The following is a 23,963-nucleotide window of genomic DNA, read 5'->3' as shown; positions in this document are numbered from 1 at the left end:
CGGGCTGGGCCATGAGGCAAGCGCGACAATCGACAGTCGACAACAGGAGGTTAGAAATGCCAGTCCAAAAGCCAGTTCTCACGGCGGCCAAGGGCGGTCAGACGGTGACGTTGAGCAAAGGCTCGGCCATCGAGTTGAAAGTGGAGAGCAGTCAGTCCGGCGGCGACTATGGCGCTGTCCTGTGGAAGGTGCGGGCCGGAGAGGAGCCACCACTCCACACCCACTCGCGCGAGGACGAGCTCGTCTTCGTGGTTGAGGGGAAGCTCATTGCGCGGGTCGGCGATAACCGCGTCGAGGTGGGGCCAGGCGCCTACGCGGCTCTTCCCCGCGGTATACCGCATACGATCGAGGTGGTCGGCGACCAGGCGACCCTGCTCGTCAGTTTCGTACCGGGTGGGTTGGAGCGCTTCTTGGTCCCAAAGGACGGCAGGGAGCCCAACCCAGCGGATTTCGGCATAGCGCTCGCCTAGAGCTTGATCCGGAAAAGTGTGCAGCGGTTTTGATGCGGCTAGTGGCATTCCGCTACGGCATCACGCGACGCGGCGGTAATAGTGAACGACTATCGACTCTGTGGCGAGAGGTGATTTTCCTCGCCACCGTTGCAAGGTCACGCTCCAAGGCATCGTCGCACCGGCATTCAGTGCCACCACCGAGACGCGATGCGAGATTGAGACGCTATGAGGCTCGATATGAAAAGCAAGGACGTAAAGGCCGCCTTGAATGGGAAAGAAGCCAACTATTTCGGTGTGCCATGGGAAGATGCCTACGGATACGCACAGGCGATCAAGGTTGGTGGCACGATCCATGTCTCCGGCCAGCTCAGCCACGACGAGAAGGGGAACCTGATCGCGCCTGCTTCTCTCGATGAATCCGGCAAGCCGGCCGACTTTTCGATGATGGAACAGCAGATGCGGGTGACTTAAGCCAATGCCGCCAAGCTTCTAGCGCGCTTCGGGGCGACGCTGGACAACGTCGTCGAGGAGACGCTCTATGTCCTCGATGTCGACGCCGCATTCGCCGTCGCGGGCAACGTGCGCAAGGAGGCCTACGGCACAGCACGACCTCTGTGCGCCAGCAACCTGATCGGTGTGCCGAGGCTGGCCTTTCCTCAACAGCTCATCGAAATCACTTTCAAGGCTATCTGCTGGGAGTAGAAGCGAAAGGCGCGATGATGAAGCCCCGATTTGGAGGTAGTGAAATCGTGACCCAAGGACCTAAAACCGAGAGAACAATGTCCGAAATCCTGATCGAGCCGAAGGATTGTGCCTTGGTGCTGGTCGATCAACAAGCCGGACTTGCTTTCGGTGTGGGATCGATCGATCGCCAAATGCTTCTGAATAACGTGATCGCTCTAGCGCGCACTGCCACTGCTTTCGGCATACCGATCGTGGTGTCCACGTCTGCCACAAAGGTCTACAGCGGTCCTCTGATGCCCGCAATTCAGGCCGCGATTCCCGAAGTGGTTGCGATCGATCGCCGTAATATGAACATGTGGGAGGACGACGCTGCGCGCGGCGCAATCGTCGCAACCGGGCGGCGGAAGCTGATCTTCTCGGGACTGTTAACGGAAGCGTGCGTGACCTTTCCTGTGCTCTCCGCTCTCGCCGCTGGGTATGAGGTACATGTCGTCGGCGACGCTTGCGGCGGGCTCACTCCAGTCAGTCACGATCTGGCCCTGCGACGCATGGAAGCGGCGGGCGCGAAGCCGATGTCGTGGATCCAGGTGCTTCTGGAGCTTCAGCGCGACTGGACCCGGCATGCGACCTACGATGGAGCGCGAGCGATCGTCGAGGCTCATGGCGGCGGCTACGGTATCGGCCTGGCTTATGCGCGAGAGATGATCAAGCCTGCGTAATGAAACGCGCTGATTATTTATTGAAATTGTACCTAGGCACCTGCGCGCTGGTACATGGGGCAGGATTCCGAGCGCGGGAAATCACACTGCGAATATCTCATCGTGAAAGCCATTTGGAAGGAACTCTATGATGATCGATGTCAATGCCAATGCTGTCGACAGTAGTCAGGGTTCGTGGCGTCCGCTTTCATTGTTCTTTGCCGTGCTCGTGTCGTTTGGTGCGTACGTCATTTTCATCTCCGCTCCCGCGATGCGGGCCAACGCGAAACTCCACCTCGATCGCGAGATCGCAACTGAAAATGTCGCATTCTGTGAAACGGTCGGTATACGCGCTCACAGCAGCGACTTTGGTGTATGCAGCCAACAGCTCGCAATTGTTCGACAGAAGCAAGCCGACCGGGATACTGCTGCAGCTGCAGGTCTTCCTTAGCTGTACGTTTTCGGTAGGTTTTCCGTTTGGGCTTAACTGAAGAGGCTGGGGTGCTAAGGCTTCAGATCCGAGGAAAGAACCGAATGACCCCCATACGAATGAGCCTACCGCAGGCTCATGCCGGACGGCTCCGGCCCGGCGATGCGGCTGATGGCATTCCTCGCTACGGCATCACACGGCGGGGCGGCAATAACGATCGTCTGTCGACTCTATGGCGAGAGTTAATTTCCCTCGCAGGTGTTGCAAGGTCATGCTCCACATCATCGTCGTACCGAAACTCCCACTGCCGAGTCGGCGACGCTTGCGGAAATCTCAAAACTTACGTGCCTCCGCTCGCACGCTTATTGATGTCGAGCCTTTTCATCTGTGACGGCATCAATCAGCTGCTCAATCCATACCTCTTCGCGCAATATTGCGGGAGCGTGCATGTTCCGCTACCGAATGCGGCAATTTGGATCGCGGACACAAGAATCTAGCGATGACGGGTGGTTCCTCTACGTGATAGCCTTCGGCGCTGGTGCCGGCACCATCGACGGCAAAGCCGGGTAGTTTATTCACGCTCTTTGGCTGTCATGTCGGAGATGGGTCAAGCCGGGCAAAGCTCTGATTGAGCAGAAATTTCAGCTTAGATCGCAAAAAGCCGACGTCTGCGCCTTTATGATGGGGTGGACGCCCCGCCGACGGCATCGATGTGCCAAAGTGGAGGTGTTTAGCACCACTTAAGGGAGGCGTCCGTGTTGCAGGTTAGCACAATCGGTCTGGATATCGCTAAGCATGTTTTCCACGTTCATGGAGCGGACGGGAAAGGACGGGCTGTATTCAGCAAACGGATCAGCCGAGGAAAGCTCTTGGATTTCTTCGCAGCCCAGCCGAGTTGCACGGTAGCTTTAGAGGCATGTGGCGGAGCCCATCACTGGGCCCGACAGCTCACGCAGCTTGGCCATGAGGTTCGGCTGATCCCGCCCGCTTATGTAAAGCCGTTTGTAAAGCGGCAAAAGAACGACGCGATCGATGCTGAGGCAATCTGCGAAGCTGCGCAGCGGCCGAGCATGCGGTTCGTTGCCGTGAAGAGTGAAGAGCAACAGGCTGCGGGTCTGGTGTTTCGAACCCGGGACCTGATGGTGCGGCAACGAACCCAGCTCATCAATGCGATCCGAGGACACCTCACGGAATATGGTTGGATAGCGCCCAAGTGGCCATCGCATGTGGCGACGCTTGCCGACCTGATCGAGGAAGAAGCGATGGCCAGCTCCCTTCCCGAAGCGGCCCGTCCCATGTTCCGAGTGATGCTAGACCTTCTCGCCGAGTTGAATGGCAAGATCGCGGATCTCGACAAGGAGATCGCGCGGCGCGCTCGCGAGGACGAGGTATCGCGCAGGCTGATGACCATTCCTGGCATCGGCCCGATCTCCGCCACCGCGATCGCCGCCCTAGCGCCGCCGATCGAGACCTTCGCCAAGGGCCGCGACTTTGCCGCCTGGTTGGGCCTCACGCCTCTTCAAAAATCGACGGGTGGCAAGCAGAAGCTTGGCGCGACGTCCAAGATGGGGGAGCGAACGCTCAGGCGCTTCCTCATCATCGGCAGCAGCGCTGTTGTGCAACAGGCGAGCAAACGCGGAGCGCCGAAGGGTTCCTGGCTCGAACAGATGTTGACTCGCAAACCTCGCATGCTGGTAACGGTCGCGCTTGCGAACAAGATGGCCCGGATCGTCTGGGCGTTACTTGTAAAGCGCGAAAACTACAGGGCTCCGGTCTCAGCCAAGGCTTGATCTTGGTGGGCCTGAGGTCGTCAGAGATGTAGTCGGTCGAAGGAGGGTATGGCGCAACAGTCGGCGAGACGGGGCCGGAAGAACCAGGTGTACCCATCATGCCCAGAGCACGCGTTTATGATTTGGTTTCGGTCCGCGAACTCCCATACGGGCCCGCAGCTTCATCGCTGCACCATCAGAGGCCGGACAGATGGCAGCATCCGACTAAGTGCCGATCTTCTTCAAAAATCGCTTGCATCTCGCGGGGCGTCCACAGATGAGTACACGCCCTTCTGTAATGGGCCCGATGATGTCAAGCCTCCCGAGTGAACGCCACGCCGCCGAGCTCATGCTTCTGTTCGTGGTCGACGCCTGGCCGCCACATCATGCTGTCAGAGGGAGCGGTGAGCCTATCTAGATACGCGTGGTTCGTCGGACGACGCCACTGGGCGTGTAACGGCTTCACCGCATCCACCGTCCCGGCGACGGGACTTCGGGCACCGGGCTTCAGTTCATCCCGGTTGCGTTCTTGATCTCCTCCACGTCTTCTATGCTGCGATTGAGCCCGCTTCGGCCCATCGGTAAGTCGTGCCATCGACCCAGATCCGATGCAGGATCACTGCGAGCTTGCGTGCCAAGGCGACCTTTGCGCGCTTCGAGCCTCTCCGCTTGGCGACGTCCATCCCCCAGCGTTTGAGTTTTGAGAACCGCGTGATGCGCGATAGCAGAACGTTGGCGGCTTCATACAAGGCCGTCCGCACCGTCTCATCGCCGGCCAGCGTGATTCCGCCCGTGACGTCCTTTTCTCCCGATTGATATTTCTTTGGCGTGAGCCCGAACAGCGCGCCTGCTGCCTTTGACTTTACAATGCGATGAGGATCATCAATCGCCGATTTGTAGGTGATGGCCACCAGGGGACCAACGCCTGGTACTGTCATAAGCCGGCGGCAGACTGCATCATCACGCACAATTGCCAGCACAGCCTTGTGTAGTCTTCCGTATTCTGCCTTCAGGGCCGATCGTGCCGAAAGCATCGCACCAGCAATGCGCTCCAATGTCGCCTGGCCTGCAACCAACTCTCGAATCCGCGCTTCGAAATTCCTTCGCGTCACCGGGCCAACCTTCAGACCGAAGCCGCGCAAAATCCCTCGGATACTTAATTCTACATCGATCAGCCGCCCGAGAAGCTGTTTGCGTGCGATCAGGAGTGCCCGGATCTCTTGCGCATCAACCGACTTTGCGTGTACCTGCCGAAACCATCCCATCCGGATCAACTGGGCGATCCCGCGGCATCCTTGCGATCCGTCTTGACCGTCATTGCAGATAATGCGGCCTTCACGTACCGCGTTTCCAGCAGAACTGTTTCAAATCCTGCACCTTTCAGGCCTGCATGCAGCCATTGCGACAGCGGCCCAGCCTCCAGCCCGATCCGCTTCACTGCAAAGCCGAGCGTCTCAAAAAACTCAACTAAGGCGTCGGGTTCGCTTGCGACCTTCGCTTCCTTCAGGATCTTACCCTGGGCGTCCACAACACACACGCTCGACAGTTCCAATGACACGTCGATTCCGGCATAATTCTCCACGGCTGTCCTCCGTCTCCAGATGCTTGGGGCCGACTCAAGTCGTGACCCCGTTTCATCATCTATCGGGGGACAGCCACCATCATGACCCCTTGCTCCGGAGCCGGGCCCATTACCGCATCTAGCTAGGCGGCGCGACTAAGTAGGGCTGCACCAAAATTGGGGTCCACGCCCACAATAGGAACTGGAATAACAGCCGTTGCAGGCAAGGACCCGCCGCCCCTCCTCTCTGGTATTGTGCTTCTTTGTAGCATGCGCGCGACTTTGAGAGACATCTAGCAGAATCGGGGCGCGCACGATGGTTCAGAATTCCGCGTTGGTGATTCAGGCCCGCACGAACTAAGTCGAAGCTTGGATATGCGAAAGTCGCAGTCCGGCTCCGCGAAGGTTTATCCCGGTTTCGCCCTTCCTATCAGACGCGCAAATGCGAGTGCAATTGAGGGCGAGGCTGTCGCACGGCAAGCTCACCTCGAGCCATTCGCCGCGCATTTCGGGCGAAGAAAACCGGCGCTCGACCTGCTCCCCACGCACGGTCACCGCCACCGTGACAAACGAACGGATGAACAAGGCCTGAATAGGAACCCGGAGGTCGAACCCATGCGTCTAGCCGATAGAAGGCAGTTGACAGCACGAACGCAATTTAAGCGAACAGGAGAAGTGATCTCAGAAGGCAACCTACTACTTCCGACGCCCAAACGGGGAGTCAAACTCCACCAAGTCCGTTTACGCAGCAACTCGGAGACGCTACGCGATTCCTCGCGGGGCCATGACGATCGGCAACAGGTTCCAAATTCGCAAGTGTTGCTCCCGATAACCCGGTCCCGAAACATTGAAGACGACCATGCCTCCTCCGCTTTTGATACAACCCGCCGATTGGACAGTCACCTCGTGGCGGACGCGATCCATCCTGTCGTTGAAATCTCTCCCTCCCACGACGTGGCACGCCTCAAGGTAAACGGGCGCGGAATGGCGGCCGAATCCGTGCGATTCACCGGACGAGGCAAAATCCAAAACCATTTCCGGGCTCCAATGCATATGCTCGTGATGTACGAGAAGGGAGAGCGCCGGGACGGAGAGACATTCGTGGAGGGGCTGCCGCGATCTGCGCTCCGAAAACTCGAGCGGAAACTGACATTCGTACCGGCGGGCCGCGAATTTTTTGACTGGCACGAGCTGCGCGGTTCCCAGATGCGGCTCATGTACTTCTACTTCGAGCCGGACAAGCTTTCGGGCCTTTCTAATCCAGGTCTCGCTGGATCCTCGGTAGCTCCACGTCTGCTATTCGAGGACGACACACTCTGCCACACCGCACTCAAGCTGAAGGCGCTCGTGGATGGCCCTGCAGCAGACCCACTCTACTTCAGCAGTCTCGGTACTCTGCTCATACACGAATTCGTACGCTTCACTTTCGGGCTGCCCAGCATTAAACCTCAACTCCAAGGGGGCCTTGCCCCGTGGCAGCAACGGCTTGTCACCGCCTACATCCGCGAGCATGTCAATGAGCGAATACCTATCCGCATATTGGCACAGCTGGTGCGTCTCAGTCCGCATCATTTCTGCCGGGTATTCAAGCAATCTCTCGGAATGCCACCACATCGCTATCAGACCAACCAGCGTGTTGAGCAAGCTAAGTTACTGCTGGCGGGCCGGTCGGCTTCGATGACGGAGATCGGGCGAGCGTTAGGTTTTAACAGTCGTAACGCGTTCGCGACGGCGTTCCGGAAGGCAACAGGAATCGCACCCGCCGATTACCGCCGGAGCTTGGATTCTCGTATGACAGAAGAATGACCGGAGACTAATCGGGAGGTGAAGGAATCTCGGCGCAACATTGCGATGAGAACGATCGGGCTTTCGCGGCCCGTTAGCAGCTGAGGAGATGCCTCCAGGAGGGGCAGCCTTAGGCGCAGCCGTTGCCGCAACCGTAGCTTCGAGCGCCTAAATCCCACTAGGTCCTCAGACCGCCAAATCCGTTAACGCGCGCCGATACGGAGATCTGGGCCTGCGATGCTCCCATAGCCGCCAGCAGTTGTGAGGTCGATCTTGTCATTCTGTGGCTGCGCGCCGGAAGAATCTTGCCGAAAACGAATCACAAAGCACAGACGGCGTCGTTCCGGCCCTACTTCTAGGGCGCTCCGCAAATCTTGGGCGCTGGCGATCATTAACCAGGCGAACTTCTCGCGACTAATAATGCGGCGTTCCACCCTGGAACTCGCGTGCGCGTCATGCGTTGAATGACCTTCGCGAAGCACACGATTTGTTCGCGTGCAGGAGAGAAGCACCAGTGGCGCAGCATTCTATTCGAACGCTTGCGGTAGCGGAGGAGACAACTATTGTCGTTGTGGACGACGACAAGGACTTCCGCGATTCACTGGGAGCTCTCTTCAGCTCAGTCGGGTTCAAGGTCAAGCTGTTTGGGTCGGCCGCGGAACTGCTCGAAACCGGCTTGTTCCCCGACGTGGTGAGCTGCCTCGTACTTGATGTCAGATTGCCGGGTTTGGGCGGCCTCGATTTGCAAACGGAGCTGTCGAAAAAGAGCGCTTCGATTCCTATCATCTTCATGACTGGCCACGGCGACATTCCGATGTCGGTCAAGGCCATGAAGGCAGGGGCTGTGGACTTTCTGACCAAGCCGTTCCGAGAGCAAGACATGCTGGATGCGGTGACGATCGCGCTGGATCGGGATCGAACGCGGCGGAAGACTGAGCAGCGGCTCACGGACCTTAGGTCGCGTTACGAGCGATTGAGCCCGCGCGAACGAGAAGTATTGGCTCTCGTGACCACTGGTTTAAGAAACAAGCAGATCGCTTTCGAACTAGGCGTCGCTGAGATCACCGTAAAGGCGCACCGTGCCCATGTGATGCAAAAGATGGGTACTCAATCGCTTGCCGAGCTTGTCAAAATGGCGGAGACGCTCGGCATAAAGTCGCGAGGGTCCTGATCGCTTTGCGATGGCATATGTTTCCATCAGCGAGGACCTTGTTGGCTGCGCAACTCAATCGATGTTCCCGATCTCACGAAGGCCCTGCACGACCCCGGGTCAGACTTCAGGCCAGCCAGAACCGGCTTGGACTGTCAGAAGCTCTGCATCAGTTATCCCAAAGTATAGCACCGATTGTTCCGAAGTGTGGTGTTTCCCGTCCGCCGTATAATCGCCGATCCAGAGCCTTGTCGTTATGTTACGCTGACTGCATAGTCACCGTGCGCTCCTGGAGATGGACACAGACGAGAGATGCGGCGCACCGCATCCCCAACAATCAGGGTGGGGATATGTCTAACGAGATTCGCATTTCGATCATCGATGATGATGACCAATCTCGCGCGGCATTGACGGGCCTCATGCAGGCGATGGGGTTTGAGATTGAGGCCTTCCCCTCCGCAGCGGATTTTTTGGCGTCTCCCAACTTCTGCCATGCCTCCTGTTTGATCGTTGATGTCCATATGCCGCAAATGACAGGGATGGAGCTGCACAGCTTCTTGACCCGATCTGGCTATGACCTTCCAACGATTCTGATTACAGCTTACCCGGATGACAGCGCGCGAGTTCGGGCTCTGCGTCACGGCGTCGTTTGCTACCTGGCCAAACCCATCGACGACGAGGATTTGCTCGGATGCGTCCAATCTGCTCTGCAGCGCGCGAAACCAGATAATATTTGAACGACCGCTCAATGGGTTGCCGGCGCTTGACGAGAAGTTCGGTTATGCTGTGGTTAGCGTTCGGCCCGGTTATCGTGAAGTATGGACTAAGAAATCGCTGCCTTTACTCGTCCGTGCGAGCTTCGCAAGGAGCTCCGAATTTCAACAAGTGATCAAGAGCCCAAAACGGCAATGGCTAGGACAATACGCGAAAGGCCCGATTTCTCATTGGGTTTTCGCGATCAGTTCACCTGAGGAAGAGACATATCTGAACAGTTTGCGCGGAGGTACGGTCCACGGGCTAGTCATAAGCTCGACCGACTAGAGGCATCAGGCGAACCGCTATTGGGCTATCATTTCCGATTGAACGATGCCCCTCTTCCATGGCGTCTATTAACGTCATCGGACATGGGCGGAAAAAGCGGCGCGAATGATCAAGCAAACCATCTTGGCCACCACACTATGCGCGCGGAGCCGCTGCTCAACACCTGAAATAATTTCTACGGGGGGGACGAAAGCCGAGCCACACGTGCTCAATTCAGAATAGTTCACGCCCGCAGGTGAAGGTCTAACATTGGGTTCGGATACTCAGCTCGAAGATCGTTGCTCTTTGAACGGGTCACCATAGATGTGATAGCCATTAAATTCCCATAGACCCGGCGACTCGCGATCCAAGAACTGGATCCCGCGCACCCACTTCACGCTCTTATACGCATAGAGGTTTGGTACCAAGAGCCGCAGCGGGTACCCGTGCTCGGCCGTAAGGGGTTCGCCGTCATGCCGCAGGGCTAAAATTGTAGTCGGGCGCAGAAAATCCGCGATTGGTAGGTTTGCCGTGTACTTGTTCTCGCCATGGACCATCACATGCCGCGCTTCTGGCCGCAACTTCACTCGCTTCATCAATTCTGTGACGAGCAATCCTCCCCAATTGTTGTCGAAGCGGCTCCAGCCATTGACGCAGTGCATGTCCGCAGATAGCTCTGTCTGCGGCAGATTAGAAAACTCTTCCCACGAAAGCCGCAGCTGCACCTCTACTAGCCCGAATACGCGAAAATCCCACGACCCAGGACGAAAGAGCGGCACCGAGCCCACATGTATCACCGGCGACTTCAGCGTCAGCGACTGTCCGGGGGGGAGCCGCCCGGCGGCAAGCATCTCGCGCTCCCGTTCGCCTCGATGCTTCGATCCCACACTTACCTCCACCACGAGCTATAGTGCGTCTAGTCGGCGCACGTAATTTGGGCAACGGCGAGCCGGGTTGCGGCAGAGACGCCAAATATTGGGTTTTCGAGCAGCAACCCGTCAAATTGCCGGTGAATCTCTAAGCGGCGAAACGATCTTCACTGCTCGTCTTCATCAGCTCTGACATCAGAACGACTTGCAGACTTGGGCTCAAGGCCAGGAACAGTCTTGCTGGTGTTGTGACGGAAAATATTAACTGCTCCGATCACTTCGTCCTCGTTGTCACGAATAGGAAAGACATTCACGAGAGCTAGAAGACGATAACCGTCGGGCTGCTCGCAAATCACATCGGCGTTTCGAACAGTGCCGCCGTTATTGATCACCACGGAGGGTGGTGCATGTTCGTGCGGCATCACTTCTCCTGAGGGATAACGCAGAAGGTGTGACCCACAAAACTTCTCCGAAGTTCCCAGAGACGGCGTGCGTCCCCAACCTGCAATCGCAGCTTTGTTGCACTTGACAACGGTCGCATCCTTTTCGAGAACGTATATTCCTACTGGGATGGAATCCATTGCCGCCTGGTCTGCAAGAATTCCTTTTGCGACGAGGTGCCCATCGACGATTTCTCCTCGGAAGTCGATTTTGTCGAAGTCACCCTGCAAAATCATCGTGCTTGTTGCGTTGGTTGCCATTTTCAACCTCCTTTGCGTACCCACATTGTTCATAAGACCTATTCGGCCTTACACTCGAATTTGAGTAAGCATAGTCTCGCAGATCATTACAGTCGTCTCACCGTGCGCCGCACGATGTCTCATTTTGCGCCGATCGCCATTCGGTTGTTATTGGCCACGGAGAGGCGGGTGCGGTGATCAGCTCGCCCGCTGAAACGAGACGCAAAGGAACTCTCCACGTCCGCCTCAAAAAGTGGCAGTCCCCAAAGTGTGGCACGCTCGCTTTGCCCATGTGACCGGTCTAAGGTTAGTTTCCAAGGCATTTGGTCGGCCTACGGGATGGTCATGCAAGTCCATTTTTCCACGGACCATATTGCGCCGCGCGACCGCGTAAGGTTCTGGTGCGACTATTTCGCGAAGCAGGCCCATAGCATCACGCCGGGCGAGGTTCCGGATCCCGCCGCCTTTCGCGCGGAAGCGAGTGGATCGATTGTAGGCGAATTTGCGCTGCTGGAGATAAGTTCGGGACTTGAGAGGGTCCAACGGACGGCGGCCGACGTTGCCAGGGACAAGATCGAAGCGTTTTTCGTCCGCCGATTTCGCGCGCCGGTCATCTGGAGGGCCGCGGCACGCAGCACGCCAGTCGACCTGATTCATGAGCCCGGTGATTTCTGCATAAGCTCGACCGAATGGCAATTCGACGCGGAATGGAAAGGCCCAGCGTCGTTCGACATGCTGATCATCCCGCGGGCTGCACTCTCGCCGATTATAACCGGGGGCCGACTGGAACGCCCGTATCGGTTGGCCGGTGCCTCGCCGCTCGGCTCGCTGCTCGGCGCAGCTATTGATGCGGCGAAGGCGCAAGCCCCGCTGCTCTCGAACGAACACTGTGAAGCCGTGCTGCGCAATCTCTGCGGTCTCGTGGCACTGAGCTGTAACATCTCCAACGAAGGCATCAGTCGGGAACGGGATTCGCTACAATCGGCGCGGCTCGCGGCCGCCAAGCGTTACGTCGACCTGCATCTCGCCGATCCTTCCCTGACCCCCGCCAGCGCCGCGGCCGCACTCGGCATCTCGGCGCGCCAGTTGCATCGGCTGTTCGAGGCAAACAATGTCAGTTTCGCCCGATACGTTTTGCGCGAGCGACTGCTGCGATGCCGCGACGCCGTCGCCGACGCGACGGGAACCGGCCGATCGGTGATCGATATAGCTTTTGGCTGGGGGTTCAACAGTATGGCGACATTTTATCGCGCGTTCGCAAGCGAGTTCGGTAGCCCGCCCACCATGCTGCGTGCGGCATCGCAAGGACGAGTGAATGGCCAGCGCACGACAGGGAAGGACACATCGTGAATGTTCGGGGCGATCTCCCGCTTGGCGCTAAATGAGACGTTGCTTGGCGCGAAATGAGACGACCTCGCAACTGCTTCCGTGTGAATGATGTCGTGACCCACGGAAATCGCGCGCCAATGAGATGCGTCAGGTTGCACGACGCTTCTATGCGCCTGGGGTGTCGCATCCGATTGCTATCATGTGTCGCGCGCAGCCGAGTGAGCCGCGCCCGCACGCAAAGGAAATGACATCGTGGATGCTGTGCAGCAGGAGCTTGTTCAGACCACCTTCGCCCGGCTGGCGGCGATGCCTGAGGTCGCCGGGGCGTTGTTCTACGAGCGGCTATTCGCCACTAATCCGAATTTCCGGCCGCTATTCAGAAACAACATGCGTATTCAGGGCGTCAAGCTAATGACCATGCTCGCTATGGTCGTCTACAATCTACCCGCGCTGGATCAACTTTCGCCTGCGATCCGTGACCTTGCCGTCCGCCATGTCGAGTACGGGGTTAAGCTCGCCGACTACGACGCGGTGCGGGAAGCGTTGCTCTGGACCCTCGAACAGGCGCTTGGAGAGGATCTCACGCCCGCCGTTCGTGAGGCGTGGACGGTCTGCTACGATGAGCTCGCGGGTGAAATGAAGGCGGCGGCCGGCGTCTGATTTACGATCTCCCGCCTGGCACTAAGCGAATTTTTCGTCTCTGGAGGCAGTGATCCCGATATGTCCGTTCTGGGTCTTGGTTGTGTGCAAACGGATAGGATCGGCGCGCGGCCGTTGTCGGCCGACGTTTATGACCTCGCGCGCAACAATCAGTTGGTGTCGCGGTGTCCACCGCGACCTGGACATTATAGCCGACGACACCCTATCCGCGTCCGCTGGTGGCCATTGAACGGGCATCCGATCGGTCAGCGATATCTGTTGATCCGGGCGTGTTGCGCATCGTACGCATACGACGAAGACCGCCTGATTGACGCATGCGCGCGAGAGCCGGGTAGCGCTATGATGGCGCTGCGTGAAGGTTAGGCAGCTCGCTGATCGGTGGGTTCGTCGGCTTGGCGCGGGAGCTTCCAATCCCAGGGCAGCAGTTCGTGCAGGCGCGAATCGGGAAGATCGGCGATCCGGGCAAAGACGTCGAGCCGAGCCGACGACGAGGTTGAACACGCCGGCCGGAATGCCTGCAAGCAGTTCGGCTGCGGAAGCCAACGCTTTGACCTTCAACCCGACCGAACAGAACAAGATGCTGAGCGAACCGCGAGTGAACGGATCATCACCGATCACAAATACGATCGGGCCTTCTGAGGCTGGAATGCTAAGCACGCGAGATGATGGTAGATAAATCATGGTGCGATAAGATGGCTCAGGCCTACTACATTACGCCGAGGAATATTCTTTGCGGCGCCGCCATGACCGACTTGGAGAATGCGCATGGCCGTGCCGCGCGTCGTACGCTCGCCCGTTTTGGCGAATTACTAAAGGGATTGGCGCAGCGGCGTCCTGCAGGGAGATGATGTCTGCGTCGAGACCTTTGTCGCGGCGCTCCCCAACGCCGTCCAGAGAACAATGATCCTAAGAAGATAACCCCAGAGCACTAGGGGCCGTCGCCATCCTGGCTGGCTCTCGCTAGAACGTTTCACTTCGTTAGAAAGATTGAACCAAGTCTACGCTCGGCCATTGATACTTAGTTCCTGTGAGCATCCTATCCATGAATACTCTGAAGTGGTGATGCTGTGGCAACAAGAATGTCGCCTATCCCGGAGCTCTCGGGGTACGTGCTGGTACCCCTGCGAGAAAGCGCGGACTTTACCCTTTACCGCGGCCGAAAGCACGACGACCCCTCGCCGGTCCTAGCGATCGCACTCTTCGAACAGCCGTCGCCTCAGAGTATCAGACGGCTCATGCACGAATACTCGCTCAGAGCCGAACTCGATCCCGCGTGGGCTGCCAAGCCTCTGGCCATTACTCGTCACGAAGGGCGGACGATCCTCTTACTCAAGGACCCTGGCGGTCAGCCGCTGGATCGGATTCTTGTGCGTGACCAGGGGCAACCGCTCAACCTAACTCGTTTCCTTAGCACCGCCATTGGGTTGGCAAGGACACTCGGTCAAGTCCATCAGCAGGGCCTCTTACATAAGGATATCAAGCCTGCGAATGTCCTCGTCGACGACACCGGCAACGCGTGGCTCACGGGATTCGGGATTGCGTCCCAACTTCCGCGCGAGCGCCAGTCGCCCGAAGCTCCTGAGCTCATAGCGGGAACGCTCGCCTACATGGCACCCGAGCAGACGGGACGAATGAATCGTTCGATCGACTCTCGGAGCGATCTTTACTCGCTTGGAGTGACGTTTTACGAAATGCTGACCGGGAGCCTGCCATTCGCGGCCTCCGATCCGATGGAATGGGTGCACTGCCACATCGCCCAACAACCACCCGCACCCAGGGAGCGAGTCGAAGCCGTGCCGGCCTCGGTGTCTGCGATCACGATGAAGTTGCTCTCCAAGACGGCGGAGGAACGGTATCAGACAGCGGCGGGAGTTGAGAGCGACCTTCGGCGCTGCTTGACGCAATGGCAGTCCCGGCGACGGATCGATGACTTCGCTCCTGGCGCTCGAGACGTCCCCGATCGTCTCAGGGTCCCCGAAAAGCTGTATGGGAGAGACCGGGAGGTCGACTGTCTGCTCACTGCCTTCGACCGCATCGTTGGCGGTGGCCGGGCGGAACTTGTGCTAGTCTCTGGACACTCTGGCATCGGCAAATCCGCGGTCGTCAACGAGCTCCACAAATCGCTCGTACCACCACGAGGCTTGTTTGCCTCAGGCAAATCCGAACGTGACAAGCGCGACATTCCACATGCCGCCTTGGCCCAGGCGTTTCAGAGCCTGGTCCAGCAGCTCCTCAGCCAAAGTGAGGAAGACCTGCGCAAATGGCAGGACATACTTCGTGAGGCGCTGGATGCGAACGGACTTCTCCTTGTCGATCTCGTTCCTGAATTAAGGCATGTCATTGGCGAGCAGCCGCCAGTGCCTGAATTGCCGCCGCAGGAGGCGCAAAAACGTTTTCAAACCGTATTTCGACACTTCATCAGCGTGTTTGCGCGGGCTGAACATCCCCTCGCCCTGTTCCTAGATGACATGCAATGGCTGGATGTCGCAACACTTGACCTCCTCCAAGATCTGTTGACGCACAGCGATTTGCGGCACTTCCTGATTATTGGGGCGTATCGGGACAACGAGGTCAATGCCACCCACTCTTTAGTACGGAAGCTAGACGCGATCCGTCAGGCCGGAGCGGCGGTGCGGGACATCGTTCTCACGCCACTCAGTCGCGGCGATCTAAGTAGACTGCTAGCAGACACCCTTCAATGCAAACTGGCGCGTGCTGCCCCGCTGGCGGAATTGATTCACGAGAAGACCACTGGAAATCCGTACTTCGCGATCCAGTTCATTTCTACTCTGGTGGATGAATGCCTCCTGACATTTGATTACAGCGGGCGGCGTTGGGTATGGGATCTGCGTCGCATCCGTGCCAAAGGGTTCACGGATAACGTCGCAGAGCTGATGATCGAGAAGTTGAAGCGCCTTCAGCCCGCAACGCAGAAGGTGCTCCAGCAACTAGCCTGCCTGGGCAACACCGTAGATTTCGAGACGCTTCGGATAGGCTATCAAGGCTCACTTGAGAGCATGCACGACCGTCTCTTGGAGGCCGTACGCTTGGGCCTAATTTTCCGTACGGATAATTCCTATGGATTCGCGCACGACCGCGTCCAGGAAGCAGCCTATTCGCTTATACCGATGGACCTGCGTGGCGAGGCTCACCTTCGGATGGGAATGCTCCTCGCCAGGCACACGCCCGCTGAGAAACGTGAGGAAGCGATATTTGAGATCGTCAATCAACTCAATCGGGGCTCTCATCTCATCACCTTTGTAGAGGATCGGGAACGCGTCGCAGAACTCAATTTGATCGCCGGCCGGCGTGCGAAACTCTCGACGGCATACGACTCCGCACTCAAATATCTCAGAGCCGGCAGAGCCCTTCTTCCAGATGAGACTTGGGAACGAAATCACCGGCTGATTTACTCAATCGAGTATCTGACAGCCGAGTGCGAGCTGCTGGCCGTCACAGTTGGCCTCGCAGCCGGGGATCCGCTCGAGGAAGTGCAAAAGGAGTGCGAGAACGGCTTGGCATTTGCTAGGCGGGTACGTTTTGGCCTCGTCATAGAGCGCTGCGGAGCTCAACTCGGTCTGATCCTCACCTTGCGCGGGTTAACTGCACAGTTCGGGCGCCTGGATCATGAGGGATACAGCGAAGTGGATACCGAACGCCGCTTGGCTAACAGCCCCGATCTACTGCTCGCTGAGTTCCATTACTGGACGCGAAAGCTGCAGGCGCACTTCTTGGCCGGGGACCTTACGGCGGCTGTGGACGCCTCGCTGCACGCTGAACCTCTGCTTTGGACGTCGGCGGCCACGTTCGAGTTAGCGGAGTATCGATTCTATGGCGCGTTGGCGCACGCGGCAGTCTGGGTTCACGCCACACTGGAGCAGAGATCGTTGCATTTCGATTCTGTGCTGGACCATCACAGGCAGCTCCAAGCGTGGGCGGAGGTCGACCCCGACACTTTTGAAGACCGCGCTGCCTTGGTCGCCGCCGAAATCGCCCGCATTGAAGGCCGGGTGCTGAACGCTCAGGAGCTGTACGACCAGGCCATCCGCGAGGCTCACAAATATGGGTTCGTACACAACCAGGCAATTGCCAACGAGATTGCTGCGCGATTCTACGCGGAGCGCGGCCATGAGGAGATTGCGGCCACCTATCTGCGGGCGGCGCGGGCCTGTTATCTCCGCTGGGGAGCCGACGGGAAAGTTCGCCAACTCGAGGAGCTTCATCCACATCTCAAAGTGGACAAGTCAATCTCGGGTTCCACGGCGACGATGGTGACACCCAACGAGCAGCTTGATTTGGCTACCGTAATCAGAGTTTCGGAAGCGGTGTCGGGAGAGATTGTTTTCGAGAAACTAATCAACACGCTCATGAGTCTGGCAATCGAACATGCGGGTGCCGAACGAGGTATCTTAATTTTGCCGCGAGGCGGCAACTTTGAAATTGAGGCAGAGGCCACAACCAGCAACGGCAACGTGAACGTTGTCCTCAAACAGGCACGCGTCACGGCCGCAGATCTGCCGACTTCTGTATTTCACTACGTCCTTCGGACTAAAGAAAGCGTTCTCCTGCACGATGCTTCCGGCCAGAGCTCGTTTTCCACGGATGTTTACATTCGCGACCGCTGCTCACGTTCCGTGCTCTGTCTCCCGATACTGAAGCAGACCAGGTTAGTCGGGATGCTGTACTTGGAGAACAATCTCGCGACTGACGCGTTTACTCCTGCTCGAATGGTGGTCCTCACACTACTTGCTTCTCAAGCGGCATTCTCAATTGAGAACGCCGGCCTGTACCGCGAGCTAGCTGAGCGGGAGGCCAGGATCCGACGGCTGGTGGACGCCAATATCATCGGCATTTTCGTCTGGGATTTTGAGGGTCGGATCATCGATGCCAATGACGCCTTTCTCCGCATTGTCGGATATGACCGCAACGATCTCGTCTCCGGTCGACTGCGCTGGCGGGATCTGACGCCTAGCGAATGGCGTGATGCCGACGACCGACGAGTGGCCGAGCTGGACGCGACCGGAACCGCGCAACCCTATGAGAAGGAGTACCTCCAGAAGAGCGGCGGCCGGGTGCCAGTGTTGGTCGGGGCAGCGACGCTCGGTGAACGACGCGAACAGGGCGTTGCCTTCGTGATCGACTTAACCGAGCGCAAGCGGGCAGAGGAGGAAATGCGCGAGAGCGAGCGACGTTACAGTGAGATGCAGATGGAGCTTGTGCACGCGAATCGTGTCACAACAATGGGCCACTTGTCCGCTTCCATTGCCCATGAAGTCAACCAGCCAATTGGGGCGACACTCAATAATGCCTCCGCCGCGTTGCGCTGGCTGAGCAAAGAACCAGCGGATCTAGAGAACGCTCGGCAGGCCCTCAACCGGATCCTTGCAAATGGCAATCGCCTCAGCGAAGTAGTCGGCCGCATGCGCGCTCTCTTCAAAAAGGCACCTCTCCGCAACGAAGACGTGGACATCAACGCAGCAATCCTCGAGGTCATCGCCCTGACCCGTGGTGAAGCCATGAAGAATGGCATTTCGGTGCAGTCACTCCTCCTGCACGGCTTGCCGCTCGTTCAAGGGGATCGGGTGCAGGTGCAACAAGTGATCATGAACCTGATCATCAACGCGGTCGAAGCCATGAGCTCGGTCTGTGAGGGGATGCGAGAACTAGTGATCACCACTAGCAACAGTGAGCCGGATGGCGTGCTTGTGGAGGTCAAGGATTCGGGTCCGGGTCTGAGTTCCCTGGACCTCGAGCGTGTTTTCGAGGCGTTCAATACGACCAAGCCCAGTGGCTTGGGGATGGGTCTATCGATCTGCCGCACCATCGTCGAAGCGCACGGGGGACGACTGTGGGCCTCAACCGCCGAACCTCGGGGCGCAATTTTTCGATTCACGCTTCCCTCACAGTCAGATCGGGTGGCGTGAACCGGCAACAAGGAGCGGGTCCCCTTGGTGTGATCTCGTTTGCGACTTCAAGCGCACCCCGGTGGCGCCGGCGACAGAGTCGCACCAACTATCACCCTCGCCCGCTGAGCAGGCTTGATGCAATACCCGGTGGTGACCTTACACTGGAAAGCCTCATTTGATTTCGAGTTCAGACTCGCGCCGCCTCAACTACCCGATCTGACCTCCAAACGACAGCGGATTGTTGGAGCAATTGGGTTGAACCGATGATCGCGACTATTGAGGCAGTGGGTACGCCGGGACGCGAGCACCACGAAATAGACTTCAACAAACCCGCAAGAATGATAACGCTATAGCAAGAACTGCGCTTAACGCCGCAATCAAGCCGCTCTATCTATTGCTAGCAAGACCACCGAACACCGAAGCTGCGGGCAACCAGGATGCGCACCATATTCACTGCGCCAACAGCATCGTCTACCGGGGCCTTGTAATGATCAAGAACGCCAAGTGCTATGACGACCTTGTGCGCCTACTGCGCTTTTAATCAACAGGGGCCAAACGCTCGGGCCGCCACGCTAGAGCTGGAGGATGAAAATGCGCGACTCGGGAATTTCCAGTGAGAGAATGAGTTCCGATCCTGCCCTATCCAGTGCTGCCAAGCGACTCCGCTGCTTGGAATCGCTCAAAGCTCCCTTGCCAGGAAGGGCACTATAGAAATCACAAACATCGGCCGCCGGCGCGTCCGCGATTCCACATGACAAACGCCGACATCAGCTGACCAAACATCCGATAGATATAGCGCGAAATTTACGGTCGCCATCAGCACATCGAGATTGGATCGAGGCAATGCAAAGTCTGTACGATCGAACGCGTTTTTCGGACCCGCGGATTAGGCTGATTTCACAGTCCGCGAAGTTAGTCGGAAGCAGCGTCAGTGCGAACACTTTCCGCAATATGCAGGTCGCTAATTCTAGGCCAGTGCACATCATCTGTTTTTGCTCCGCGACAGACCCTCTGACCATCGCCCCTCCTCATCACGGCTACGAACTTGAATGGTTCGGACCTTGGCAACTCTTTCGGGTGTGAGCATGCATCTGCAATTTCATCAGGTGCGCTACTTCTTGGCCCTCGCGAGGACGCTCAATTTTACGCAGGCTGCTAAGCAATGTAATGTAACCCAGCCGGCACTGACAAAGGCGATCCATAAGCTGGAGGACGAGCTCGGCGGTACGTTGATTCACCGTGAACGTCGTTTCACCCAGCTCACCGAGCTGGGAAAAATAATTCTGCCTGCGCTGGAGGAGGTATTTCTCGCCGCGGAGGCGGTAAGGCTTCGGGCGCGAAGCTATCAAAAGAAGGCAATCGCCCGGCTCAAGATTGGGCTGGCGCCGTCAATTTCCGCCGCGCTAATTACGGAATTGCTCCTGGAACTCGCCAGGATCATTCCTGAACTGCGATTCGATTTACGCGAAGCCGATGCCGACGAGCTCGTTACGTTGCTTTTGGATGGCGAAATTAATGCGGCTCTCGTCGGCGACGCTGCGGAGCTACCTGAGCGGATCGACCGTTGGCCGCTCTTCCAAGAACGGTACGTGCTTGTCCTGTCTCGAGAACATGCGATGGCGAGGCAAACCGCCATCCCGATCCAAGACTTGCGCGAGGTGGTCTTTCTCGAAAGGCTCGGATGCGACGTCGTGGGCAGATTCATGCGGGAGTGTTTTGTCGACCATCCTGGCCCTAAAGTTGTGCACACCAGTGATCAGGAAAGGCATCTCCAGCAAATGGCATCCGCTGGTTTTGGAGCCATCTTGGTCCCAGAGCACGCTCCTAGGCTGCCGTCGCTCGCTGCTATTCCGATTGAGGGCGACCCAGTTCGGCGTGAGGTGCAGCTCTTGGCCGTGGCGGGGAGGCAGTATTCGCCGGCACTTGACGCGTTTATCAAGATTGTGCGCACTCGCGACTGGACGAGTGCGCTGGAAACACTACGAAACGCAACTGCCGCTACCTCAAACAACGACAACATTCGTAACGCTGGCTCCCAACATGGCGACTCCTTTTTTGAGCCACGAATCCGGGGCGATCGCCCAGGCGATTGTCAGACGACTCGGAGCGAAGATCTGGAAGCGCGGCCATCCCGCCAACCGCAATCAATATAGCGGCGGTGACTGCTCGCGAAATGCGCGGTGTGGCCTTGGCAGTCGCGATCACGATCTTCGGTCAGCTGCTCAGAATGAAGCCAACGCTACTAGCGCGATCCTCGGGGCAGCAGCCCGCGCAAGAGCAGACGCATCGCGACTCCATTTTTTTCATGCTCCCCGCTTGAGCAAATCCACGGCACGAAATGAGGATCAAGTCACGCCGCTTTTCTCGAAGGGTGCTCCAGCCGCTCAGGGCTACACAAAGGCACTCCCGAACCAAGCTCGCATGCGAGCCCTACTTCTACGTCTCCGCCTCATAGACGGTCGTCCCAGCTGCGTTGTCGCAGTCCGCATGTCGGAGCGATGTGCCATTTCTCACATGGACTCTGATGCGTGGCCGCGAATTTGCTCGCCTTCTTGAAAGAGCGGTCGTTGCCGACCTCGGGCCAGTGACACTCTAATCGGAGTTTGCTTACCTTCAACAGCAGCACAAAGCGCTACAACAACACCAGAGCTCTCCGCCGAATGCAGATTATCGCCAGTCCCCGACGCAGCCCGGCAATAATGATTGTCTATCGACTTGATTGCGAGAGGTGATTTTCATCGCCGAGGTTGCAAGATTAATCTCGTTGGGTGTTTCCAAAACGAAAAGGAGTTACCATGAAGACTCAAATCCGCGGCCTCGCGGCTGCGCTTGCAGTTGCTGTTTCTATCGCAGTCGTCGCCACGGCTGACTCGTCGGCCGCGCCGATCAATGGCACCTCGATCAAGGCGGGTGTACTTACCGGGATGACGGAGGTGCGCTACCGGGTACGGCGGAGCCATCCCTACCCTCAGCACTGGAGCTACCCCGCCTTTTATTCAGGCTGGGGCTATCCGGCCTACGGTTCGTATTGGGGCTACCCGACTGACGAATCATACGATGCGGCCTACGATTACGGACATTACAGGTCAGGTTGCTTGCCCGGACCGCGTGTCGGCGCATTTGCAACAGCGCCCTGGACTGACACACCGACGTGTGCGCCGTATTGATGAGATCTCCTACGCTTCCGGGGGGCTGGACGAACATGCAGAGAGAATAATGCGGCCTCCAGGCAACCCGCGATCGGATCGCCGCGTTCGAAATCCAATGTATTGATTTTTACATTGGAGCCTTCAGAACTATTAGTGTCCCAACTCCTCTGGGACCGGGCGGGACGAATGGTGACAGCAAAGCTCGGCAGCGCGCGGCCCCTCAAGCCGGCGCTAGCTGCGACGTCTTTGAGTTGTTAGCGTGCTTCAGCTCTCCGCTTTTCGCCCGCTGGGGCATCAGCAGTAGTGCTTCGAAGGGTCGGATCATTTCCGGTTAATACTCAAAGATCGACATCGCTTCCATGATGGGCGGACGACGCCTCCTGAACCCGCCGATCTGCGAGAGTGGAGGAGCTGCTGAGCGTCGCCCAGGCAGCCTGACGCGGCCGATCGTCTTCGAACTTGAACACCATCTCCTCGGCAGCCGCTTCCGGTCTATACTCGCAACTGCCGAAAGTTGCATCAAGTCAGGCAGCGTCGGGTCAACAAGCTGACATCCCGGAGGCGGCGTACAATCCACGCTATAAGAGCGCAAGCGCATTTCAGCGCGAGCCAGGGGCACGCGTATGGAACATTCCATTGTAGGACTTGGCCGTGCGTTTCGTGGAAGAACGGGTCTGCGCGATGAGTAAGCGTCTGAGGAAGTTTTAAATCAAAGAGCCACGGCAGCGTGGGCTCGCCGAATGACGGCCCCCGATCTGATCGAGTTAGAGGTGCGGCGGACGCGGTTTCGCCGTCTGCCCCGCGAGCCGGCCATTACAAACCGGGAGCGTTCAAATGGAAGAGATCTGCGCGAGCCCTTTCTGAACGCTCGTACCTTCCGTTTGAAATTAGGCGCTTCAGACGTGGCCGCCACAGATAATGAAAACGATAACGATCCTGCATTTCTAACGGCGCACAGACAAGAATACTTTCCCCATACACCTCATCGATACTCGGTGGCAAACCGCGTCGCGCATCAATCACAACGCGATTGATCTCGTTCGCCGCTCCTACTCTCGATGTCTCAAGAGCTCAAATGAGCAGACCAGCATGCAGGAGTTGCGCTATGCCCTTTCGCCGCATCACAAAGTCTATCCACACCTACCTCATCGACTATCCTGCAGCCAGCGTCTTGATGATCGCACCTTTCCGGTTGAACTTTAGCAAGAACAGTCCTGTCGCACTCTGGCTTTGGGCGGTGACCCGCATTACGGCGCTTCTGCCGCCCACTCTCGCGGACCACGCGACGGGGCTCGTCCGGGTCATCCATTACTGGCTGCATCCGTGGATGGATGGCGCATTTGGCGCGATATCCATTACTCCCCCGTCTGCCCTCCATTTTGGTGGGATCGACATCTGTTGCTACCCTGTTCTCGCCGCTGCGGTCTTGCTGACGGCCCCAGCCGTCAGTGCGATCGAGACGAGCACTGCCGTGGTAGCCCATCTCGGCACTCGGGCTATCATGGGGCGACCGCTTCAATTTTAGCGCAGTATTCCGTCGCAGAGAAACGATATGTCGCGCCGCCTCAGAATGAATCGATCATATCCCGGAGAGAATGCGATTGCGAAGATTTACATAGCGACTTACCTTTTCAATCAAACATGACAAGCGCATGTGGGCGGAGATGGCCAGCGCCTCCATTCTGCGTGGCGGCCTTGCCCAACGCGGAGCTCTTCCCTTGATTGACACGCTACTTGCGAGGCTCAGACGGCTGGGCGACTGGCCGTCAAACCAGGTACGCGCGGTCGATAGCGAACCGCTAAACGACCGGATTAAGCAGG

At 57.8% G+C, this 23,963-nt stretch carries 16 protein-coding genes and 2 pseudogenes; 15 read left to right on the top strand and 3 right to left on the bottom strand.

Features of this window, described 5'->3' with window-relative positions; genetic code table 11:
- The first annotated feature begins 56 nt into the window (after window positions 1–56).
- From AAFG16_RS08445 to AAFG16_RS08425, 5 genes and pseudogenes are all read left to right on the top strand, one after another.
- A complete protein-coding gene (locus tag AAFG16_RS08445) occupies window positions 57–470 on the top strand; it encodes a cupin domain-containing protein (RefSeq protein WP_342738675.1) in 414 nt (137 codons plus the stop codon).
- A 219-nt stretch (window positions 471–689) separates the two neighbouring features.
- Window positions 690–1,154, top strand: a pseudogene (locus AAFG16_RS08440) (Rid family hydrolase).
- A gap of 77 nt (window positions 1,155–1,231) precedes the next feature.
- Window positions 1,232–1,855, top strand: a complete 624-nt coding sequence (locus AAFG16_RS08435; RefSeq protein ID WP_342738673.1) for a hydrolase — start codon at window positions 1,232–1,234, stop codon at window positions 1,853–1,855.
- Window positions 1,856–1,985: 130 nt separating this feature from the next.
- Window positions 1,986–2,285 (top strand): hypothetical protein, encoded by a 300-nt coding sequence (locus AAFG16_RS08430; protein WP_342738671.1) that lies wholly within the window; start codon window positions 1,986–1,988, stop codon window positions 2,283–2,285.
- A 734-nt stretch (window positions 2,286–3,019) separates the two neighbouring features.
- Entirely contained in the window at window positions 3,020–4,054 is a 1,035-nt protein-coding gene (locus AAFG16_RS08425) for an IS110 family transposase (RefSeq protein ID WP_342738669.1), read from the top strand.
- Between the two features lie 527 nt (window positions 4,055–4,581).
- Here the strand turns inward: AAFG16_RS08425 and AAFG16_RS08420 are convergent.
- Window positions 4,582–5,615: pseudogene (locus AAFG16_RS08420) on the bottom strand (IS110 family transposase).
- Window positions 5,616–6,500: 885 nt separating this feature from the next.
- On the opposite strand from AAFG16_RS08420, the gene AAFG16_RS08415 reads away from it, so the two are divergent.
- From AAFG16_RS08415 to AAFG16_RS08405, 3 genes are all read left to right on the top strand, one after another.
- Window positions 6,501–7,400 (top strand): AraC family transcriptional regulator, encoded by a 900-nt coding sequence (locus AAFG16_RS08415; protein WP_342738667.1) that lies wholly within the window; start codon window positions 6,501–6,503, stop codon window positions 7,398–7,400.
- 493 nt (window positions 7,401–7,893) lie between these two features.
- On the top strand, window positions 7,894–8,550 hold the full coding sequence (locus AAFG16_RS08410) for a response regulator transcription factor (RefSeq protein ID WP_342738665.1): 657 nt from the start codon (window positions 7,894–7,896) through the stop codon (window positions 8,548–8,550).
- Window positions 8,551–8,879: 329 nt separating this feature from the next.
- On the top strand, window positions 8,880–9,266 hold the full coding sequence (locus AAFG16_RS08405; protein WP_342738663.1) for a response regulator: 387 nt from the start codon (window positions 8,880–8,882) through the stop codon (window positions 9,264–9,266).
- Between the two features lie 567 nt (window positions 9,267–9,833).
- Here AAFG16_RS08405 and AAFG16_RS08400 read toward each other — a convergent pair.
- Both AAFG16_RS08400 and AAFG16_RS08395 read right to left on the bottom strand, forming a co-directional pair.
- Window positions 9,834–10,400 carry a sulfite oxidase-like oxidoreductase gene (locus AAFG16_RS08400; protein WP_342738661.1) on the bottom strand — a complete coding sequence of 189 codons (567 nt, stop codon included), beginning with the start codon at window positions 10,398–10,400 and terminating at the stop codon, window positions 9,834–9,836.
- 185 nt (window positions 10,401–10,585) lie between these two features.
- Window positions 10,586–11,119, bottom strand: coding sequence for a PAS domain-containing protein (locus tag AAFG16_RS08395; protein WP_342738659.1), 534 nt, complete (start codon window positions 11,117–11,119; stop codon window positions 10,586–10,588).
- Between the two features lie 324 nt (window positions 11,120–11,443).
- Here AAFG16_RS08395 and AAFG16_RS08390 point away from each other — a divergent pair, with 324 nt between their 5' ends.
- From AAFG16_RS08390 to AAFG16_RS08360, 7 genes are all read left to right on the top strand, one after another.
- Window positions 11,444–12,448, top strand: coding sequence for a helix-turn-helix domain-containing protein (locus AAFG16_RS08390; RefSeq protein WP_342738657.1), 1,005 nt, complete (start codon window positions 11,444–11,446; stop codon window positions 12,446–12,448).
- 231 nt (window positions 12,449–12,679) lie between these two features.
- Window positions 12,680–13,087 carry a globin domain-containing protein gene (locus AAFG16_RS08385; protein ID WP_342738655.1) on the top strand — a complete coding sequence of 136 codons (408 nt, stop codon included), beginning with the start codon at window positions 12,680–12,682 and terminating at the stop codon, window positions 13,085–13,087.
- A 1,235-nt stretch (window positions 13,088–14,322) separates the two neighbouring features.
- On the top strand, window positions 14,323–19,011 hold the full coding sequence (locus AAFG16_RS08380) for an AAA family ATPase (protein WP_342738653.1): 4,689 nt from the start codon (window positions 14,323–14,325) through the stop codon (window positions 19,009–19,011).
- A 1,067-nt stretch (window positions 19,012–20,078) separates the two neighbouring features.
- Window positions 20,079–21,146 carry a LysR family transcriptional regulator gene (locus AAFG16_RS08375; protein ID WP_342738651.1) on the top strand — a complete coding sequence of 356 codons (1,068 nt, stop codon included), beginning with the start codon at window positions 20,079–20,081 and terminating at the stop codon, window positions 21,144–21,146.
- 642 nt (window positions 21,147–21,788) lie between these two features.
- Window positions 21,789–22,160, top strand: a complete 372-nt coding sequence (locus AAFG16_RS08370) for a hypothetical protein (RefSeq protein ID WP_342738649.1) — start codon at window positions 21,789–21,791, stop codon at window positions 22,158–22,160.
- Window positions 22,161–22,882: 722 nt separating this feature from the next.
- Window positions 22,883–23,176 carry a hypothetical protein gene (locus AAFG16_RS08365; RefSeq protein ID WP_342738647.1) on the top strand — a complete coding sequence of 98 codons (294 nt, stop codon included), beginning with the start codon at window positions 22,883–22,885 and terminating at the stop codon, window positions 23,174–23,176.
- A 71-nt stretch (window positions 23,177–23,247) separates the two neighbouring features.
- The gene (locus AAFG16_RS08360; protein ID WP_342738645.1) at window positions 23,248–23,667 is read left to right on the top strand and encodes a hypothetical protein; all 420 of its coding nucleotides are present in this window, start codon (window positions 23,248–23,250) and stop codon (window positions 23,665–23,667) included.
- Window positions 23,668–23,963: the final 296 nt, after the last annotated feature.

It is taken from the genome of Bradyrhizobium sp. B117 (genome assembly GCF_038969555.1).
Classification (GTDB): domain Bacteria; phylum Pseudomonadota; class Alphaproteobacteria; order Rhizobiales; family Xanthobacteraceae; genus Bradyrhizobium.
This window is presented reverse-complemented; position numbering and strand designations above follow the sequence as displayed.

What these genes read in the sequence shown, in the direction of transcription:
- AAFG16_RS08445 (WP_342738675.1), top strand. Translation starts at nt 57, where the DNA reads ATGCCAGTCCAAAAGCCAGTTCTCACGGCGGCCAAGGGCGGTCAGACG.
- AAFG16_RS08435 (WP_342738673.1), top strand. Translation starts at nt 1,232, where the DNA reads ATGTCCGAAATCCTGATCGAGCCGAAGGATTGTGCCTTGGTGCTGGTC.
- AAFG16_RS08430 (WP_342738671.1), top strand. Translation starts at nt 1,986, where the DNA reads ATGATCGATGTCAATGCCAATGCTGTCGACAGTAGTCAGGGTTCGTGG.
- AAFG16_RS08405 (WP_342738663.1), top strand. Translation starts at nt 8,880, where the DNA reads ATGTCTAACGAGATTCGCATTTCGATCATCGATGATGATGACCAATCT.
- AAFG16_RS08400 (WP_342738661.1), bottom strand. Translation starts at nt 10,400, where the DNA reads ATGCTTGCCGCCGGGCGGCTCCCCCCCGGACAGTCGCTGACGCTGAAG.
- AAFG16_RS08395 (WP_342738659.1), bottom strand. Translation starts at nt 11,119, where the DNA reads ATGGCAACCAACGCAACAAGCACGATGATTTTGCAGGGTGACTTCGAC.
- AAFG16_RS08390 (WP_342738657.1), top strand. Translation starts at nt 11,444, where the DNA reads ATGCAAGTCCATTTTTCCACGGACCATATTGCGCCGCGCGACCGCGTA.
- AAFG16_RS08380 (WP_342738653.1), top strand. Translation starts at nt 14,323, where the DNA reads ATGCACGAATACTCGCTCAGAGCCGAACTCGATCCCGCGTGGGCTGCC.
- AAFG16_RS08375 (WP_342738651.1), top strand. Translation starts at nt 20,079, where the DNA reads ATGCATCTGCAATTTCATCAGGTGCGCTACTTCTTGGCCCTCGCGAGG.
- AAFG16_RS08370 (WP_342738649.1), top strand. Translation starts at nt 21,789, where the DNA reads ATGAAGACTCAAATCCGCGGCCTCGCGGCTGCGCTTGCAGTTGCTGTT.
- AAFG16_RS08365 (WP_342738647.1), top strand. Translation starts at nt 22,883, where the DNA reads ATGACGGCCCCCGATCTGATCGAGTTAGAGGTGCGGCGGACGCGGTTT.
- AAFG16_RS08360 (WP_342738645.1), top strand. Translation starts at nt 23,248, where the DNA reads ATGCCCTTTCGCCGCATCACAAAGTCTATCCACACCTACCTCATCGAC.